At 71.8% G+C, this 16437-nt stretch carries 13 protein-coding genes and 1 pseudogene; 10 read left to right on the plus strand and 4 right to left on the minus strand.

Translation table 11 applies throughout. The features are described from left to right. The first annotated feature begins 325 nt into the window (after nt 1-325). Complete coding sequence (locus ACGFNH_RS06200; RefSeq protein WP_393651849.1) at nt 326-1165, plus strand: serine hydrolase; 840 nt, start codon at nt 326-328, stop codon at nt 1163-1165. A 55-nt stretch (nt 1166-1220) separates the two neighbouring features. On the opposite strand, the gene ACGFNH_RS06205 is transcribed toward ACGFNH_RS06200, so the two are convergent. Further along, complete coding sequence (locus tag ACGFNH_RS06205; RefSeq protein ID WP_393651850.1) at nt 1221-3110, minus strand: penicillin-binding transpeptidase domain-containing protein; 1890 nt, start codon at nt 3108-3110, stop codon at nt 1221-1223. 373 nt (nt 3111-3483) lie between these two features. Here ACGFNH_RS06205 and ACGFNH_RS06210 point away from each other — a divergent pair, with 373 nt between their 5' ends. From ACGFNH_RS06210 to ACGFNH_RS06220, 3 genes and pseudogenes are all read left to right on the plus strand, one after another. After that, complete coding sequence (locus ACGFNH_RS06210) at nt 3484-4266, plus strand: YqjF family protein (protein WP_393651851.1); 783 nt, start codon at nt 3484-3486, stop codon at nt 4264-4266. A 101-nt stretch (nt 4267-4367) separates the two neighbouring features. After that, nucleotides 4368-5320 (plus strand): annotated as a pseudogene (locus tag ACGFNH_RS06215) (YbhN family protein). Between the two features lie 111 nt (nt 5321-5431). After that, nucleotides 5432-6256 (plus strand): SAM-dependent methyltransferase, encoded by an 825-nt coding sequence (locus ACGFNH_RS06220; protein ID WP_393651852.1) that lies wholly within the window; start codon nt 5432-5434, stop codon nt 6254-6256. An 88-nt stretch (nt 6257-6344) separates the two neighbouring features. Here ACGFNH_RS06220 and ACGFNH_RS06225 read toward each other — a convergent pair whose 3' ends face one another. Beyond that, nucleotides 6345-7211, minus strand: a complete 867-nt coding sequence (locus tag ACGFNH_RS06225; protein WP_393651853.1) for an SAM-dependent methyltransferase — start codon at nt 7209-7211, stop codon at nt 6345-6347. A 169-nt stretch (nt 7212-7380) separates the two neighbouring features. Here ACGFNH_RS06225 and ACGFNH_RS06230 point away from each other — a divergent pair, with 169 nt between their 5' ends. The 3 genes from ACGFNH_RS06230 (at nt 7381) to ACGFNH_RS06240 (ending at nt 10358) form a co-directional block, all read left to right on the plus strand. Then, entirely contained in the window at nt 7381-8136 is a 756-nt protein-coding gene (locus ACGFNH_RS06230; protein ID WP_393651854.1) for an ArsR/SmtB family transcription factor, read from the plus strand. 209 nt (nt 8137-8345) lie between these two features. Next, nucleotides 8346-9467 carry a sulfite oxidase gene (locus tag ACGFNH_RS06235; protein ID WP_393651855.1) on the plus strand — a complete coding sequence of 374 codons (1122 nt, stop codon included), beginning with the start codon at nt 8346-8348 and terminating at the stop codon, nt 9465-9467. A gap of 540 nt (nt 9468-10007) precedes the next feature. Further along, nucleotides 10008-10358, plus strand: coding sequence for a PRC-barrel domain-containing protein (locus ACGFNH_RS06240; protein ID WP_393651856.1), 351 nt, complete (start codon nt 10008-10010; stop codon nt 10356-10358). A gap of 76 nt (nt 10359-10434) precedes the next feature. Here the strand turns inward: ACGFNH_RS06240 and gdhA are convergent, their stop codons facing one another. Then, a complete protein-coding gene (gene gdhA / locus ACGFNH_RS06245) occupies nt 10435-11778 on the minus strand; it encodes an NADP-specific glutamate dehydrogenase (RefSeq protein ID WP_393651857.1) in 1344 nt (447 codons plus the stop codon). Nucleotides 11779-12403: 625 nt separating this feature from the next. Continuing rightward, nucleotides 12404-12826 carry a molybdopterin-binding protein gene (locus ACGFNH_RS06250; RefSeq protein WP_393651858.1) on the minus strand — a complete coding sequence of 141 codons (423 nt, stop codon included), beginning with the start codon at nt 12824-12826 and terminating at the stop codon, nt 12404-12406. A gap of 198 nt (nt 12827-13024) precedes the next feature. Here ACGFNH_RS06250 and ACGFNH_RS06255 point away from each other — a divergent pair, with 198 nt between their 5' ends. From ACGFNH_RS06255 to ACGFNH_RS06265, 3 genes are all read left to right on the plus strand, one after another. Further along, nucleotides 13025-13420: a molybdopterin-binding protein gene (locus ACGFNH_RS06255; protein ID WP_393651859.1), complete on the plus strand. Its 396-nt coding sequence runs from the start codon at nt 13025-13027 to the stop codon at nt 13418-13420. A 146-nt stretch (nt 13421-13566) separates the two neighbouring features. Then, nucleotides 13567-14370, plus strand: coding sequence for a molybdate ABC transporter substrate-binding protein (modA, locus tag ACGFNH_RS06260; protein ID WP_393651860.1), 804 nt, complete (start codon nt 13567-13569; stop codon nt 14368-14370). A 94-nt stretch (nt 14371-14464) separates the two neighbouring features. After that, nucleotides 14465-16435 (plus strand): ABC transporter permease, encoded by a 1971-nt coding sequence (locus ACGFNH_RS06265; RefSeq protein ID WP_393651861.1) that lies wholly within the window; start codon nt 14465-14467, stop codon nt 16433-16435. Nucleotides 16436-16437 lie beyond the last annotated feature (2 nt).

The raw sequence follows: 16437 nt of genomic DNA on the forward strand, positions 1-16437 counted from the left end.
ATGTGAGGCCCACCACATCGGGGACCGGACCGCGTCGCGAGGGGGCGCCGGGGCAGGAGGCTGGGGCCACCGCCGTACGCCGTCAGGGCCGCTCACCGCACCGCAGCGGCACGAGGCACAGGACCCGCGCACCGGGCGCCGAGGACCGGCTCCCGGCCCCGAGCACAGCGGACCCGCCGCCATCGGGCGGCCCGCCGCCGGAGCGCCCGGTGCCGGACGGCTCCGTACCGGCGGTGCTGTACCACCGCTGCCCGCAGTGACGCGCGACCACGGAATACGCCGAGAAGCGCCGAGCGGGCCGCATCCAGAAAGGCACGACAGAGCAATGGGCCCCTTCGGAAGAGCCGCGGCATTCTCCGCGGTGTGCGCCGCCCTCCTTCCGGTGACGATGTCCGCGCCGGGAACTCCGGCCGCCGTCGCCGGTGGCCGCGATGCGGCGGAGCGTCCCGATGCGGCGATATCCACGGCGCTGAAGAATGCGGGAGCACTGTCGTCCGGACATCTCTCGGTCGCCGTTCTGGATCTGGACAGCGGGGCATCGGACCAGTACGCGCCGACGGATCAGGTTTTCGCCACAGCGAGCATTGTCAAGGCCGATATCCTCTCGGCCCTTCTGCTGAGAACGCAGGACGAAGGCCGTACGCTCACCGCTCCCGAGCGCGAGAATGCCGATCGCATGATCCGCGTGAGCGACAACGACGCGGCCACCTACCTCTGGAATCGGATCGGCGGAGGCGACGGCCTGGCGAAGGCCAACCAGCGGCTCGGACTCCTCGCCACGACGCCGGGCCCGACCTGGGGCGTGACGACCACGACCGCCTCCGACCAGCTCAGGCTGTTGCGCGCCATCAGTACGAGCGACTCCCCACTCACCCCCGCCAACCGCGCCTATCTCCACGATCTGATGGCCCGGGTGCAGCCCGATCAGGCATGGGGCGTCTCGGCCGCCGCCGACCCCGGTTCGGCCACGGCGCTCAAGAACGGCTGGCTGCCCCGTTCCGCGACGGGGCTGTGGGTGGTGAACAGCATCGGCGAGGTCCACCACGACGGTCACCGGCTGCTGGTCGCCGTCGTCTCCGACGGTCACCGCACGATGGACGTCGGCGTCCAACAGGTGGAGGCCGCAGCCCGGGCCGCCACGGACGTGGTGACCGACTCGGCCTGACCGACTCGGCCTGACTGGCGGGCCGTCGGGGCGCCTCACGCCGCAGGGCCGCGGTTCAGTCCAGCCCGCGCAGGAACGCGGACGCCAGCGGCCCCGCGTCCTTGCCGCCCGAACCGCCGTCCTCCACCAGGATGGCGAAGGCGAGGTCGCCCCGGTAGCCGATCATCCACGCGTGGGTACGGGGCGGGTTCTCGGTGCCGAACTCCGCAGTCCCGGTCTTCGCGGCCGGGCTGCCGGAGATGCCGCGCAGTGCGGTGCCCGAGCCCTCGGTCACGACCGCGCCCATCAACGTCCTCAACTGCCGTACGACGTCCGGGTCCAGGGCGTTGGTGGTCCGGTGCCGGGCCTTCACCGCGCCCGGCACCAGAACGGGCTGCCTGAAGGCGCCCGACCGTACGGTGGCCGCGACGGACGCCATGACGAGGGGACTCGCCTCGACCCTCCCCTGGCCGATCATGCTTGCGGCCTTCTCCTCGGCGGTCGTGGCCTCGGGCACGCTGCCGTCGAACGTCGCCGCCCCCACGTCCCAGGTGCCTCCGATGCCGAACTGTCCGGCGGCCCGGGCCAGTCCGCCGTCGCCGAGCCGGTCGGCCAGGCCGATGAACGCCGTGTTGCAGGACTGGGCGAAGTCCTTGCGGAAGGTGGTGCCCGGCGGCAGGCCGAACTCGTCCTGGTTCTGGAACGCCCGGCCGCCGGCGCTGACCGTACGGGGACAGGGCACCGTGCTGTCCGGTCCGACGCCGGATCGCAGCAGTGCCGCGGTCGTGACGACCTTGAAGGTGGAGCCGGGGGCGTAGCGGCCGCTGAAGGCCCGGTTCTCCGCGGAGTCGGGGGTGTTGGCGACGGCCAGGACCGCGCCGTCGGCCGGGCGCAGCGCCACCAGGGCCGCCTTCTTCTTCACCTTGGCGAGGGCCTTCTCGGCGGCCGCCTGCGTGTCGGGGTCGATCGTGGTCCTGACCGGCTTCCCGGCCTTCGCGGGGCTGCGGTAGAGCGGGGGCCCGGCCTCCTCCACCTCGTTGACGGCGCGGACGGTGATGGAGGGCCGTCCGGCGAGCTGCTTCTGGTAGCGGTATTGGAGTCCCGCCGTCCCCACTTCGTCGGTGTCTTCGGCGTTCGCTCCGGCGTTCTTCAGCGTACGGTCCGTGGCGGGCTGGACCGTTCCGATCAGTGGCCTGGCCGTGGTGGCGACCGCGCGCGGTCGCTCGTAGAACTGGAACCCGGGGATGGGCAGCAGATCCTCTCTCACCTTGCGGTACACCGCGTCCCGAAGGGTGATCACCGGGACTGCCTGGTTCGGCTTCGCCGCATCCACACGGGACTTGAGGGCTTCGGTGTCGATCTCGGTGCCGAGAGCGGGGTTCTTCAGCGCCCGGTAGGCGCGGTCGGGGTCGCTCAGTTCGGCCGGCCAGATACGGATGTTCCACACGCTGCCCTCGGGTGCCAGGTTCGTCCCGTCCGCGGCCAGGATGCCGGCGCGGCGCGGGAGCTCGCGCTCGCGGACCAGGCGCATGAACGGCTGGTCGAGCGCCGGGTGCAGAACCGAGGGCGCGAAGTGCACCTTCCAGCCGTCGCCGGACTTCCGTACCTCGGCCCCGGATCCGTACGTCCAGGTGCCCGCGCCGCCGAGGGTGAGCCGGGCACGGAACGGCACCCGCGCCCTCCCTTCCTTCTTCCCGTCCTCCTTCTCCCCCGGAGTGAACTGCGCCTTTTCCAGGGCGAGTTCATTGCCGAGACGGGTCAGTTCGGCCTCGGCAGTCTTCGGGTCGTCGGTGTACGAGGCCGCCTTCCTCGCGTCGCCGTCGGCCCATGCCGCGAGGAAGGACGTCGCCGCCTTCGTGGCCGGGTCCTGGTCGGATTCGCAGCCGGCGACCAGGCTCGCGATCGCGGCCGCCGCGAGAGCCGCCGCGCCGGCGCGGGCGGTGGGAGCGGTGCGTGGGTGTCGCATGAGCGCTCTTCTCCTGGGTCGGACGGTGGCCCTCGGATCGGCCGGCGGGAGGGGGCCGGCGGCATCGGGCCGTGGGAAGGGATACCCGGACGTGCGACGGTTTGTGCGCCGGGATCCACCGGACCCCGGCTGTGCGGAACCTTCCCACACCCGCCAGGACACAGGTGCCCCGAGCGTCGCCGCATGCCGCCGCTCCCCGCCGGATTTCACCCGGCGACCGGGCGGACTGCAGCAGGAAGAGGGGACGGAGTGGTACGGGGGCGGCGGGCGGACGGACGGAGGTACGCCGGGTACCCGGACGGACGTGATCGGCCCGGAGCTAGAGTGGGATCGCAGGACAACCTCCCCCAGCCGAACCGGAGTCCGTCTCCCCATGGACGAACCTGTGACCACGACGGCGCCCCGCACCATCCGGCGCCCGGTCATGTCGCAGTGGTGGACCGACGTCACCTTCCTGCACTGGCCCGCCGACCCCGCCGCCGTCGCGCCGCTCCTCCCCCGCGGCACCCGCCCCGACCTCTTCGAGGGCAGGACATACGTGGGGCTCATACCGTTCCGCATGGAGCGGGTCGCGATCGGCCGCCGCCCGGCGCTCCCCTACCTGGGCACCTTTCCCGAGACCAACGTCCGGCTCTACAGCGTCGACGAGCGCGGGCGGCGCGGTGTGGTCTTCCTGAGCCTGGACGCCGCCCGCCTGCTGCCGGTCCTCGCCGGGCGCGCCGGTTTCCGGCTGCCCTACCGCTGGTCGTCGCTGCGGATCTCCCGGAGCGGGAAGCGCATCACGTACACCGGGAGGCAGCAGATGGCCTCGGCCCGGCGGCCGGAGGGCGGGCGCGCCGGGTCGTACCACGTGCAGATCGAGGTGGGCGAGCCGCTCGGCGAGCCGACCGGGCTGGAGGCGTTTCTGACCGCGCGCTGGGCCCTGCACGTCGACTGGTACGGGCGCACGCTCCACCTGCCGAACGCGCACCCCCCATGGCCGCTCCACACGGCCACCGTCCTCCGGCTGGAGGAGGATCTGATCGCCACGGGCGGCCTGCCCGCGCCCCTCGGGCCACCGTGCAGTGTGCTCCACGCCCCGGGCGTGCCTGCCGTGTTCGGTACGCCGACGAGCGCGGGGCCGGGAGCGCAGGCCGCCGCCGTCCGCCGTTCCTGACGCGACCGCCCTCGCTCCCTTCCGCACCGCCACCTCGGTGTCGTCGGCGCTTCGGCTGCCGGTTGCCCCGGGTTGGCCGGGCGGGGTGAGCCTGTACGCACATGGCGACGGAAACGGTTCCCGGGCGGCGGCTCCCCCGGCGCGAGACGGCCTGCGTCCTTCCGCTCATGGCCGTGGCCGCCTGGGCGGTGTGGTCCTGGCCGATCGTGGAACAGGGCATGCGCCGCCTGCTCACCGCCGACCGCCCCTGGCTCGCCGCGGCCGCCGCCGCCAGCGCGCTGGCATGGGTCGCCGCGGCCTTCGCCCGGCAGGGTGCCGTGACCGAACGCCTGCCCCCCGTACGGCTGCTGGCCACGCAGCCCGCCGCCTCCTCGGCCAACCACCTGCTGCCCTCCGACGTCGGCGCGGGCGCCGTGAACCTGCGCTTCCTGACGGTCCGCGGCCTCCCGCCCGCCCGGTCCTCAGCCGCTCTGGCCCTCTACTGCTGGCGGAGGGCGTGGCCCGGGTGGCCCTGCTGCTGGTGCTCATCGCCGCTTTCCCGGAGGCCCTGCGGATCGGCCGGCTGCTGCCGGACGGCGCGACGTGGTCGTTCCTCACCACGGGCGGCGCACTAGCGGGGGCGGCGCTGCCGGTGCTTCTCACCGTACGTCCGCTGCGCCGCGCCGTACGGTCCTTCCTCGCCGTCGCGCTCGGCGAGGCGCGCACGGTGCACACCAGACCGGCCCGCGTCCTCGCCCTGTGGGGCGGGTCCCTGGCATTCCGCGTCCTCCAGGCCGCGGGGCTGGTGGCGGTGGGCCGGTCCCTGCACCTGGCTCTGCCGGTGGCGCACGTGGCGATCGCCCACCTCGCGGCCGGTGTTGTTGCCGCCGCGGTCCCGACGCCGGGCGGTATCGGGTCAGTCGACGCGGCGCTGGCGCTCGCGCTGATCACCATCGGTGCGCCGGCGGCGTCGGCGACCGCGGCCGTCCTGGCGTTCCGGCTCATCACGGTGCGGCTGCCGCTGATTCCCGGGGCGCTGATGCTGGGCGCCCTGGTGCGCTGGAAGGTGATGTGACGTACGCCCGGTCCGGCCCCCGCCGGGGCAGCCCCCAACAGGCTTACGCGGAGAGGGGATTCGTCGCGGTTCCGGTGGCCGCCACGAGCGGGATCCGGCAGATTGGGCGCCATGACGAATGATCAGGTTCCTCCGCCGAGCATCGACACCAGCATCCCGCACTCCGCCCGCATGTACGACTACTGGCTCGGCGGGAGCAGCAACTTCGCCGCCGACCGGGCGCTCGGCCAGGCCTTCGAGCAGGCGATCCCCAGCATCAGGACCATGGCCCGGGAGAACCGCCGCTTCCTCGGCCGGGCCGTGCGGTGCATGGTCGAGGAGGCCGGGATACACCAGTTCCTCGACATCGGAACCGGCATCCCCGCCCCGGGCGACACGCACTCGGTCACCGAGATCGTCGCTCCGGACAGCCGCGTCGTCTGCGTGGACAACGACCCGATCGTCAACGCTCACGCGCAGGCCCACGCCCGGAAGAAGGAGGGCGGCGGGGCACCGTCGCGGACGATGTACGTGCAGGCGGACCTGCGGCAGCCGGAGGAACTCCTGCGGGATCCGGCCCTCACCGCCTCGCTCGACCTCGACCGGCCCGTGGGGCTGCTGCTGATCGCCGTACTCATGCTCCTCGGCGACCAGGACGACCCCTGGGCGAGCACCGCCGCACTGCTCGACGCCCTGCCGCCCGGCAGCCATGTCGCCATCACGCATCCGACCCAGGACTTCAATCCGGCGGCGATGGGAGAGGTCGTCAAGGCCGCGGAACAGGGCCACATGACGCTGGTCCCCCGCGAACGCGACCAGGTCGAGCGCTTCTTCGGCGACTGGGAACTCGTGGAGCCCGGCGTGGTGCCCGTGATGGGCTGGCGGCCGGACGGCGATCTCCCCGACGACCCCAACGCGGCGTACTACTGGGCGGGCGTGGCGCGCAAGCCGTCCTGACCCGCGCCGTCGCACCGCCGGGCCCCCTGAACAGGCTCCCTCGGGACCTGGACAGGGCTCCCTCGGGCTCTGAACAACCGCCGCTCGCTCAGCGCTTGAGACCCACGCCCGCCCACAGGCTGACCTCGGCGTCCGTCAGGTCGGTCGTCGCCACCGCGTCGGCACCGCCCTCGGCCGGATGCCAGCGGTGCGGCACCTCGACGCCGGGGTCGACCATGTCCAGCGCCGTGAAGAACGCCTCCACCTCCGCCTTGGTGCGCACCTGCGCAGGGGTGCCGCCGCTGCGGTATATCTGGGTGACCTTCTCCCAGGTGGGCGGGTCGAAGTCCGGGGTGCAGTGCGTCAGGGCGAGCGCGGAGCCGGACGGCAGCGCGGACATCAGACGCTCGACGATCCCGTACGCGTCCTGCTCGTCGGGGATGAAGTGCAGCAGCGCGTTGAGGCTGAGCGCGACCGGCTCGGTCAGGTCCAGGGTCCGGGTGAGCTGCGGGGAGGAGAGGATCGCCGCGGGGTTCCGGGCGTCCGCCTCGATGTACTCGGTACGGCCTGCGGGTGCGCTGACGAGCAGGGCCTCGGCATGAGCCAGCACGATGGGGTCGTTGTCGACATAGACGACCCTGGCGTCCGGTACGACGGACTGGGCGACCTCGTGCAGATTCGGGCTCGTGGGGATGCCCGTGCCGATGTCGAGCCACTGGCGTATGCCGCGCCGCGCGAGGAGGCGGGTCGCCCGGTGCATGAACTCCCGGTTGGTACGGGCGCACGCCATGATCCCGGGGTACACCATGACGACCTTGGCGGCCGCCTCGCGGTCCGCCGCGTAGTTGTCCTTGCCGCCGAGGTAGAAGTCGTACATGCGGGCGCTGTGCGGCCGGTCCACGCGCAGGTCGCGCGGGCGAGGAGGGTCGGGGACCCCGCTCGCCGTGTCAGGGCCGCCGGATCCGTGCGCTGCCATGCACTCTCCTCGGATGTGGGGGCGATCATCCGATCGTAGGTCGCTTTCCGGCCGCCGTCCGTCGGTTCCCGGGGAATCCCCGAGTCCAATCGCCTCTGGAGAAAGGGGTGTTGAGCTGCGGGTGCGCCGGACTTGATAGGTGACCAAATGGTCACCTATCATCGAGGGCATGGACGCAGTGTTCCGAGCACTCGCCGATCCGACCCGGCGGAGCCTGCTCGACGAGCTGTTCCGCGAGGACGGACAGACCCTCAACGCGCTCACGGAACGCTTCGGCTCGATGACGCGCTTCGGCGTGATGAAGCACCTGAAGCAGCTCGAGGAAGCGGGACTGGTCGTCACCCGGCGGCGCGGCCGCGAAAAGCTTCACTTCCTGAATCCGGTCCCGATCCGGCTCGTCCACGACCGGTGGGTGAGCAAGTACGCCGAGCCCTGGGCAACGGCGCTCAGCGGCCTCAAGAGCAGACTGGAGAGTCCCATGGAGAAGGTTTTCGAGATCTACATCCGTACGACTCCGGAGCGCCTCTGGGAGGCGATCACCGACAGCGAGATCAGGAGCAAGTACCACTTCGGCGTCCGCGTCTCCTCGGACTGGACGCCCGGGTCGCGGTTCGAGATGGGCCACCCGGGAGCCGAGGGCCTTCTGGGCGAGGGCGAGAACCTCGAGGTCGATCCGCCGCGGCGGCTGGTCCAGAGCATGGTCGCGCTCTGGAGCGACGACGTGAAGAGCGAGGGCACGTCGAGAGTCACCTGGGAGATCGAACCGGTCGGCGATTCCTGCCGGCTGACCGTGACCCACGACCAGCTCCGCGACGGCGCGAACGACGAGCTCTACGGCGGCTGGCCGATGATCCTCTCCGGCCTCAAGACCTGGCTGGAGACGGGCGAGCAGCTCACCACACCCGGATCGCTGATGTACGGCTGAGCGCCGGGGCGGGCCGACCGGTGAACGGGCGGGGTGCGGCCGACCCGCATCAGCCGGCCCGCCGACCGGACGGCCATCCGCCGTGACAGCCGGGTGCGGCCGGCCGGACGACCCGCCGCACCCCGGGCTCCGGCGGCCACGGGGAGAGGCCCGGTCCGCCTCTCCCCCGCCCCGCTTCCCCTGCGCCGCCGCGGACGGACAATGGCCGTATGAGTCCGCCCATCGATGACGTCAGCGCATCGGCGCGGATCGCCGGGCCCGGTGAGGACATCGGCCCGGAGGAACTCGCGCTCGCGGCCCGCAACCACGGGCTGCCCCTGGAAGCTCTGCGCTACGACGTGACCCCGCCCGGGCTGCACTACGTCCTGACCCACTACGACATCCCGGCCGCCGATGCCTCGACCTGGCAGATCACGGTGCGCGGCGACGTACGCCGCCCGCTGACGGTCACCATGGACGAGCTCCGGTCGATGCCCTCGGCCACGGTCCGCGTCACCATGGAGTGCGCAGGCAACGGCCGCGCCCGGCTCACCCCGCGGCCGGTGAGCCAGCCCTGGCTGGTGGAGGCCGTGGGCACCGCGGAGTGGACGGGAGTGCCGCTGCGCGCGCTGCTCGCCGACGCCGCGCCCGGCCCCGGCGCGGTCGAGGCGATCTTCACCGGCGCCGACCACGGCGTCGAGCGCGGTGTCGAGCAGGACTACGCGCGCAGCCTCCCGCTCTCCGTGGCGACCGGGAGGGACTCGGACGTTCTGGTGGCCTACGCCATGAACGGCCTCCCGCTGCCGCCGCAGCACGGCCACCCCGTGCGGCTGGTGGTCCCCGGCTGGTACGGCATGGCGCATGTGAAGTGGCTGCGCGACATCACGGTCACGGACACTCCTTTCACCGGTTTCCAGCAGGCCGAGGCGTACCGGCTGCGGCAGGACCCCGGCGAGGCGGGCGAGCCGGTGACGCGGATCGCGCCCCGCTCGCTGCTGGTCCCGCCCGGGTTCCCCGACTTCATGTCGCGGACACGCGTGGTGCGCCCGGGCACCGTACGGCTGGAGGGGCGCGCCTGGTCGGGCCGCGCGCCCGTGACCGCGGTGGAGGTCAGCACGGACCACTGCCGTACCTGGGAGACCGCCGACCTGGCTCCGGGAGACGGCGCTCCCTGGGCATGGCGCCGCTGGGAGCACACCTGGACGGCCGCTCCGGGCCACCATGTGCTGAGCACGCGGGCCCGCGACGCCGAGGGGAACGTCCAGCCCGTCGACCCGCCGTGGAACCGTGGCGGGTTCGCCAACAACGCCGTGCAACGGGTCGACGTCCTGTGCCTGCGCCCTGCGGACTGAGCCGCCGGACACGAGCGGACGCACCCAGGACGTACCGGATGTTCCAGGACGTTCCAGGAAAAGGCGGATGGCACGGCGGCGGCTCTTCTCCAGCCCCTGAAGGAAGGTCCGGAAAGTCAGGTCCATGAATACCGGACGTGAATGCGAAGCCCCCGGATACCCCGCGGAAGCTTCAACAAACAGCGATGCGGTGCGGTTGAAAGAGGGCTCGCGGGGCACCCGCAGGAATAGAGGCCGAGGGGTGTTCACAGGCCTCACCGCGGTGGGTGACCACAGGGGGAACCTGAGCTGCTGGTGAGCAACTCACCAGTGCAGAACGAAGGGTGGTCCGACCGGTGTCAGCACCGGTCGCACCACCTTTCCCCAACTCCCGCGAAAATCCCCCCCGTTACGGCCTCAGGGAGGCGCCGGGCGGTGCATGCGCAACTCGCCCGAGGAAAAGGGGAATTGCATGGAAGGCCCCGGGTATCCGATATCGCGGAAAGAGGTTGACGGTTCGGTCTCCTCTCGATGCACCGCTGGAACCCGCGAAGGAATGTCATGACCGAGAATCTGTGGAACTACACGTCCGCGTCGAATCACCGTTCCGGGACGGATCTGATCGGATACCGGGTCGAGGCGACCGACGGAAGCATCGGCAAGGTCGACAAGCACTCCGACGAGGTCGGCTCCTCGTATCTGGTCGTGGACACCGGCCCCTGGATCTTCGGCAAGCACGTCCTGCTGCCGGCCGGCCTGGTCACGACCGTCGACATCCCCTCCGAAACGGTCTTCGTGGCCTGCGCCAAGGACGAGATCGGAAACGCTCCCGAGTTCGACAGGGAACGACATCCGGTGGATGCGGGCCGCCGCGAACAAGTCGGTGTGTACTACGCGCCGTTCCTCGGCTGAACGACCACCGGCACACGGCCGGGGCCGGGCATGTGCGCATGCCCGGCCCCGACCGTATGTGTACCTCGGGCGCGCCTCAGACGAGCCCGAGCGTGGCCATGGCGCTCGCGACGGTCAGGAATCCCGTGATGTTCGCCCCGCTGATGTAGTCACCGGGCTGCTCGTACGCCTCCGCGGTGGCCAGGCAGGTGTCGTGGATGGCCCGCATCGTCTCGGCCAGGCGCTTGTCGGTCTCGACGAACGACCAGCGGTCACGGGAGGCGTTCTGCTGCATCTCCAATGCGGAGGTGGCGACTCCGCCGGCGTTGGCGGCCTTGCCCGGCGCGAACGCGACATCGGCCTCCTGGAGGATACGGATGGCTTCCGGGGTGCAGGGCATGTTGGCCCCTTCCGCCACGGCAAGCAGCCCGTTCTTGGTGAGCGAGATCGCGTCCGCCTCACCCAATTCGTTCTGGGTGGCAGCGGGGAGGGCGATGTCGCAGGGAACATCCCAGGGAGCCCTGCCGCGGACGAACTTGGCCGACGGCACCAACTCCGCATAGGCGTCCAGCTTGCGGCGCTGAACGGTCTTGACCTCGTGGAGCACATCGAGGCGGAGACCCGCGGGGTCGTGGACATAGCCGCTGGAGTCGGAGCAGGCAACGGCGGTGGCGCCCAACTCGTGCAGCTTGGCAATGGCGTGATAGGCGACATTGCCGGAGCCGGACAGGACGGCGGTCCTGCCCTCGAGGGAGTGGCCCCGGGCGGCGAGCATCGCGTCGAGGAAGTAGACGGTGCCGAAGCCGGTGGCCTCGGGACGGACGAGACTGCCGCCGATGAGCAGGTCCTTGCCGGTGAGCGTGCCGGCGTCGAAGCGGTTGGTGAGGCGCTTGTACTGTCCGAACAGATAGCCGATCTCACGGGAGCCGACGCCGATGTCCCCGGCGGGCACATCGGTCTGCGGGCCGATGTGCCGGTGCAGTTCGGTCATGAACGCCTGGCAGAAGCGCATGACCTCGCCGTCCGAGCGCCCGGCCGGATTGAAGTCCGAACCGCCCTTTCCCGCCCCGATACCGAGCCCTGTGAGCGCATTTTTGAAAATCTGCTCGAATGCCAGGAATTTGACGACTCCGAGGTTCACGCTGGGGTGGAAGCGCAGCCCTCCCTTGTAAGGACCGAGAGCGGAGCTGAATCCCACCCGGAAACCGCGGTTGACGTGCGCCCTGCCGCTGTCGTCGGTCCACACGACCCGGAACATGATCTGGCGCTCGGGTTCGCAGAGCCTCTCCAGGAGTGCCGCGTCGCGGAGTTCGGGGCGCCGGTCGAGCGCGGGCTGAATGCTCTGCAGCACCTCGGCAACGGCCTGGTGGAACTCCGCTTCCGCGGGGTTGCGTCCGACGACGCTCTCGTAGAGAGCTTCGGTGGCAGGGTTGAGCCTCATCACCGTGACGGTCCTTTCTTGTGGTTGTGCTGATCGCGATACTGCCGCATGCGCGACCGCCATGTTCCCGCCTCGCCGAGAACCCAGGTGCATGAGCCGGTTCGGGAAATGTGTTCAGCCGCTGCACGGAGAGCGTTCACGGCGTATGCGAACTCCGAAGCCGCGGTGAATTCCCCCTGTTCGGCGGGGTACCGGCACATGTGCCGCCGCGCACCCGGGCCCGTACGGAGGTGTGTCGCGGGCCGACGCGCCTGCCCCGAGGCCGAGTTGGGCCAGTGCCACGCCCGCGTACGACCGGGGCGCCGGCTCGCCCCGGGAGCAGCTCGCGTCCCGGAGACGGCGGAGGTGTGCAGCCGCGCGGGCAGGTCATGCGTGACGGCCGTACCGGCGCCGGCCGGCGCGGCGGTGGCGACGTGACCGTCACCAGGGGGTCTTCGGACCGGTCAGGGAGCCTCCTCACGGCAGGGGGCCGATCGGCTGGTGCGGACCGTGCGCGCCGGCGGCCGGGATCGATGTCGACGATAACCAGCGACGAGCTAGGTGAACGCTCAGTCTCCGGCCGGGCGGTGCCGCGGCCCGCCCGGCGCAGCGGACCGGGACGCCTATGGCCGCGGAGCGGCCCGGATCAGGCGGTGGCGAGGGAGACTTCGGTCGACTTGATGAGCGCGACCACGGAACTGCCCACCGCCAGGCCGAGATCGGCGACCGCGTCATGGGTGACCGCGGCGGTCAGTGTCGCGCCGCCCTCCACGTCCACCTTCACCCCGGCCATGGCACTGCCCGCGGTGATACCGGTGATCGTGCCGGGGATCTGGTTGCGGATACTGACGCCGGGGACCGGACCGGTGGCGAGAGCGACTTCGGTGGACTTCATCAGCGCCTGTACGGCGGTGCCGTCCGCGATGCCCAGATCCCGTACGGCCTCGGCGGTGATCGCCGCGGTGATGTCCTGCCCGCCCGTGAGGCGGACCTTGACGACGGCCATGACGTCCCCCGGTGTCACGGATACGACGGTGCCGGCCATCTGGTTGCGGATGCTCAATCCCATGGATTGCCCCATCTTCTGATCTCGCGTGACGTTTCGCCCGGAAACTTCGCACTCTAGCCAGACATCGGCCGCCCTCCGGGCAAGCAGGCACCCGACCGCCCGCAGCGCTCGGCGTTTCCTCCAAGCAGGGTCGCATTTACTCCAAGAAGCCACCCTGCTCATTGCAGATGCGAGGCCAGCCGCTCTACGGTGGCGCATATGCATTCCTACACCATTGGCCAGGCGGCGCGTCTGCTCGGTGTCAGCCCTGACACCGCGCGTCGCTGGGCGGACGCGGGCCGCGTCGCGACCCACCGCGACGACAGCGGTCGCCGTCTGATCGACGGCCGCGATCTGGCCGCGTTCTCGATCGAACTCGCGCAGAGCGGCACCGGCGAGGAGGAGACCTCGTACACCTCGGCCCGCAACGCGTTCCCCGGCATCGTCACCGCGGTCAAACTCGGCGATGTCGCCGCCCAGGTCGAGATCCAGGCGGGACCGCACCGGCTGGTTTCGCTGCTGACCCGGGAGGCTGTCGAGGAGCTGGGGCTGGAGGTCGGCATGCAGGCCACCGCCCGTGTGAAGTCCACCAGCGTGCACATCGACCGCACCTGAGTCTTCATCACATCCGGGAGTCCTCCGGGCAGCGGCAACGGCGCCGGGCCCGTCGCCCTCTCCGGCTCGTCCCGTCCGTCTTCGGCTCCGCCCCTCTAGGGCCCGGCCCGCCGCCCCATGCGTCACCTCACCCAGGAGGCAGTTCCATGTCCCTCGCCGTCACCCGGCGCCGCGCCGCCGCCACCGTCCTCGCCGCAGCGCTCGCCCTGCCGCTCGCCGCCTGCGGCAGCGACGACGAGGCGAAGGACACCGGTTCGGGATCCCGCGACGCCGACTCCGCTCCCCCGGCCGATCTCACCGTGCTGGCCGCGTCCTCCCTCACCGACGTGTTCGAGAAGGCCGCGAACACGTACGAGAAGCAGAACCCCGGCACCAGGATCACGTTCTCCTTCGCGGGCTCGCAGGAACTCGCCGCCCAGGTGAAGCAGGGCGCGCCCGCCGACGCCCTGGTCACGGCCGACACCAAGACCATGGACGGGCTGAAGGGGGAGACCGGAGAGCCCACGGTCATCGCCAGGAACCGCCTGGTGATCGCGACCGGCGAGGGCAATCCGAAGAAGATCGGCGACCTGAAGGACCTCGCCGACCCCGGGCTCAAGGTCGTTCTGGCCGCGCCGGAGGTCCCCGTCGGCCGGTACAGCAGGCAGATCCTGGACGCGCAGAAGGTCGCGGTGAAGCCGGTCTCGCAGGAACCGAACGTCCGAGCCGTCCTCAGCAAGGTCGAGCTCGGCGAGGCCGACGCGGGGCTCGTCTACAGGACCGACGCGGCCTCCGCGACCGGCAAGGTCGACGCCGTGACGATCCCGGACGGCCAGAACGCCGTGGCCGAGTACCCGGCCGCCACCCTCGGGCAGTCGGAGCACGCGAAGGCCGCCGAAGCGTTCGTGGCGTGGCTGTCCTCGCCCGAGGCGCAGAAGATCCTGCGGGACGCCGGATTCCAGAAGCCGTGACCCCGCGACCGGCGCCCGGGGGCCGCACGCCTGTGGGGGGCGGGCAGCCCCCGTGGCGCCACCGGTCCCCCGCACACCACCCCGGGACGTCACGATGAGAACCCGCAACCGCGTACGCCCGCCGCAGGTGCGCCGGCCGCGCGCGCCCCTCCCGCTGGCAGTCCCCGCACTGCTCGCGATCGCGTTCCTGCTCCTGCCGCTCATCGGCATCCTGGCGCGGACGTCCTGGGGCGAACTCGGCGACCACCTCGGCAGCCCGCAGTCCGTCCAGGCGCTGCAACTCTCCCTGCTGGTCTCGGCGTGGGCGCTGGCGCTCTCCCTCGTCCTCGGCGTACCGCTGGCCTGGCTCCTGGCCCGCGTCGACTTCCCCGGCAAGGCCCTCGTGAGGTCGCTCGTCCTGCTGCCGATGGTGCTGCCGCCCACGGTCGGCGGTGTCGCGCTGCTGCTCGGCTTCGGGCGGCGCGGGCTGCTCGGGCCGTGGCTGGAGGACTGGTTCGGCGTCACCCTGCCGTTCCACACCTCCGGCGCGGTCGTCGCCGCGACCTTCGTGGCGATGCCGTTCCTCGTCATCAGCCTGGAGGGCACGCTCGCGGCACTCAGCCGGCGGTACGAGGAGACGGCCGCCTCGCTCGGCGCCTCGCCGATACGGGTCTTCCTCACCGTGACACTGCCCATGGTCGTCCCGGGGCTGACCGCCGGGGCGGCGCTGACCTGGGCGCGGGCGCTGGGTGAGTTCGGGGCGACCATCACGTTCGCCGGCAATCTCCCCGGCACCACGCAGACCCTGCCGCTCCAGGTCTATCTGCTCCTCCAGGACCGTCCGGAGGCCGCCACCTCCGTCTCGCTGCTGCTGCTCGTGGTCGCCATGGCCGTGCTCGTCGCGCTGCGCGGGCGCTGGACGGGAGCCATGAGCAGCCCGGCTCCCGGGGGCCGGCGGGAGCGGCCGCACGGGGACGAGGACGCGCCGCGGCAGGGGGAACGGCGCACGGAGGACAGTGGTCCGACGCCCGTACCGGACAAGGTCGCGCGCCCCACCTCCCTGCACACGAAGGTCACCGGCTTCAATCGGCTGACCCTGGACGCCGCCGCGGGCACGACCATCGCGGTCGTCGGCCCCAACGGCGCCGGAAAGACGACCCTGTTGCGCGCCCTCCTCGGCCTCACCGACCGCTCCCGCGCCACGCTGCGCCTCGGCGACGCCGACGTCACCGCGCTGCCCCCGCACCGCCGAGGCGTGGCCTGGGTTCCGCAGGACGGGGCGCTGTTCCCCCATCTGTCGGCCCTCGCCAACACCGCGTACGGGCTGCGCGCCCACCGCGTGTCGCGTGCCGATGCCCGCCGGGCCGCGCAGGAGTGGCTCGACCGGCTCGGCGTCGGCCATCTCGCCCATCACCGGCCGACGCAGCTCTCCGGCGGCCAGGCCCAACGCGTCGCTCTCGCCCGCGCGTTGGCCGCCCGCCCCCGGCTGCTGCTGCTGGACGAGCCGCTGGCCGCCCTCGACCAGTCGACTCGGGCCCGCGTACGGCATCTGCTGCGCCGTCATCTCGAGGCGTTCGGCGGTGTCTGCCTGATCGTCACCCATGACCCGGTCGAGGCGGTATCGCTCGCCGACCGCGTCCTCGTCCTCCAGGACGGCCGTGCCCTGCAGGACGCGTCCCCGCTGGAGGTCACCCGGCATCCGCGCTCCCCATGGGTCGCGCGGATGCTGGGCCGCAACGCCTGGCCGGGCACGTCCACGGCCGACGGGCTCCGGCTCGCAGGCGGTGCGGGCATCGTGGCGGCCGAGCCGGTGCCCCCGGGGGCGGAAGCCCTCGCGGTCATCGCGCCCGAGGCGGTCGCCCTGCACCGCGAGAGGCCCAGCGGCAGCCCCCGGAACGTCTGGTCCGGCACGGTGCGCGAGATCACCGCGGTCGGCAGCCGTCTGCGCGTGCTCGTGACCTCCGGCGAGGCCCCCGACCTCGTCGCCGAAATCACTCCGGCGGCGGCCGCGGAGCTCGGACTGGCCGACGGCACACCGGTGTTCACCAGTGTCAAAGCGACGGAGGTCGCGGTCGTCCTGCTGTGAGG

Origin of the sequence: Streptomyces sp. NPDC048639 (assembly GCF_043199075.1) — a bacterium.
GTDB lineage: Bacteria > Actinomycetota > Actinomycetes > Streptomycetales > Streptomycetaceae > Streptomyces.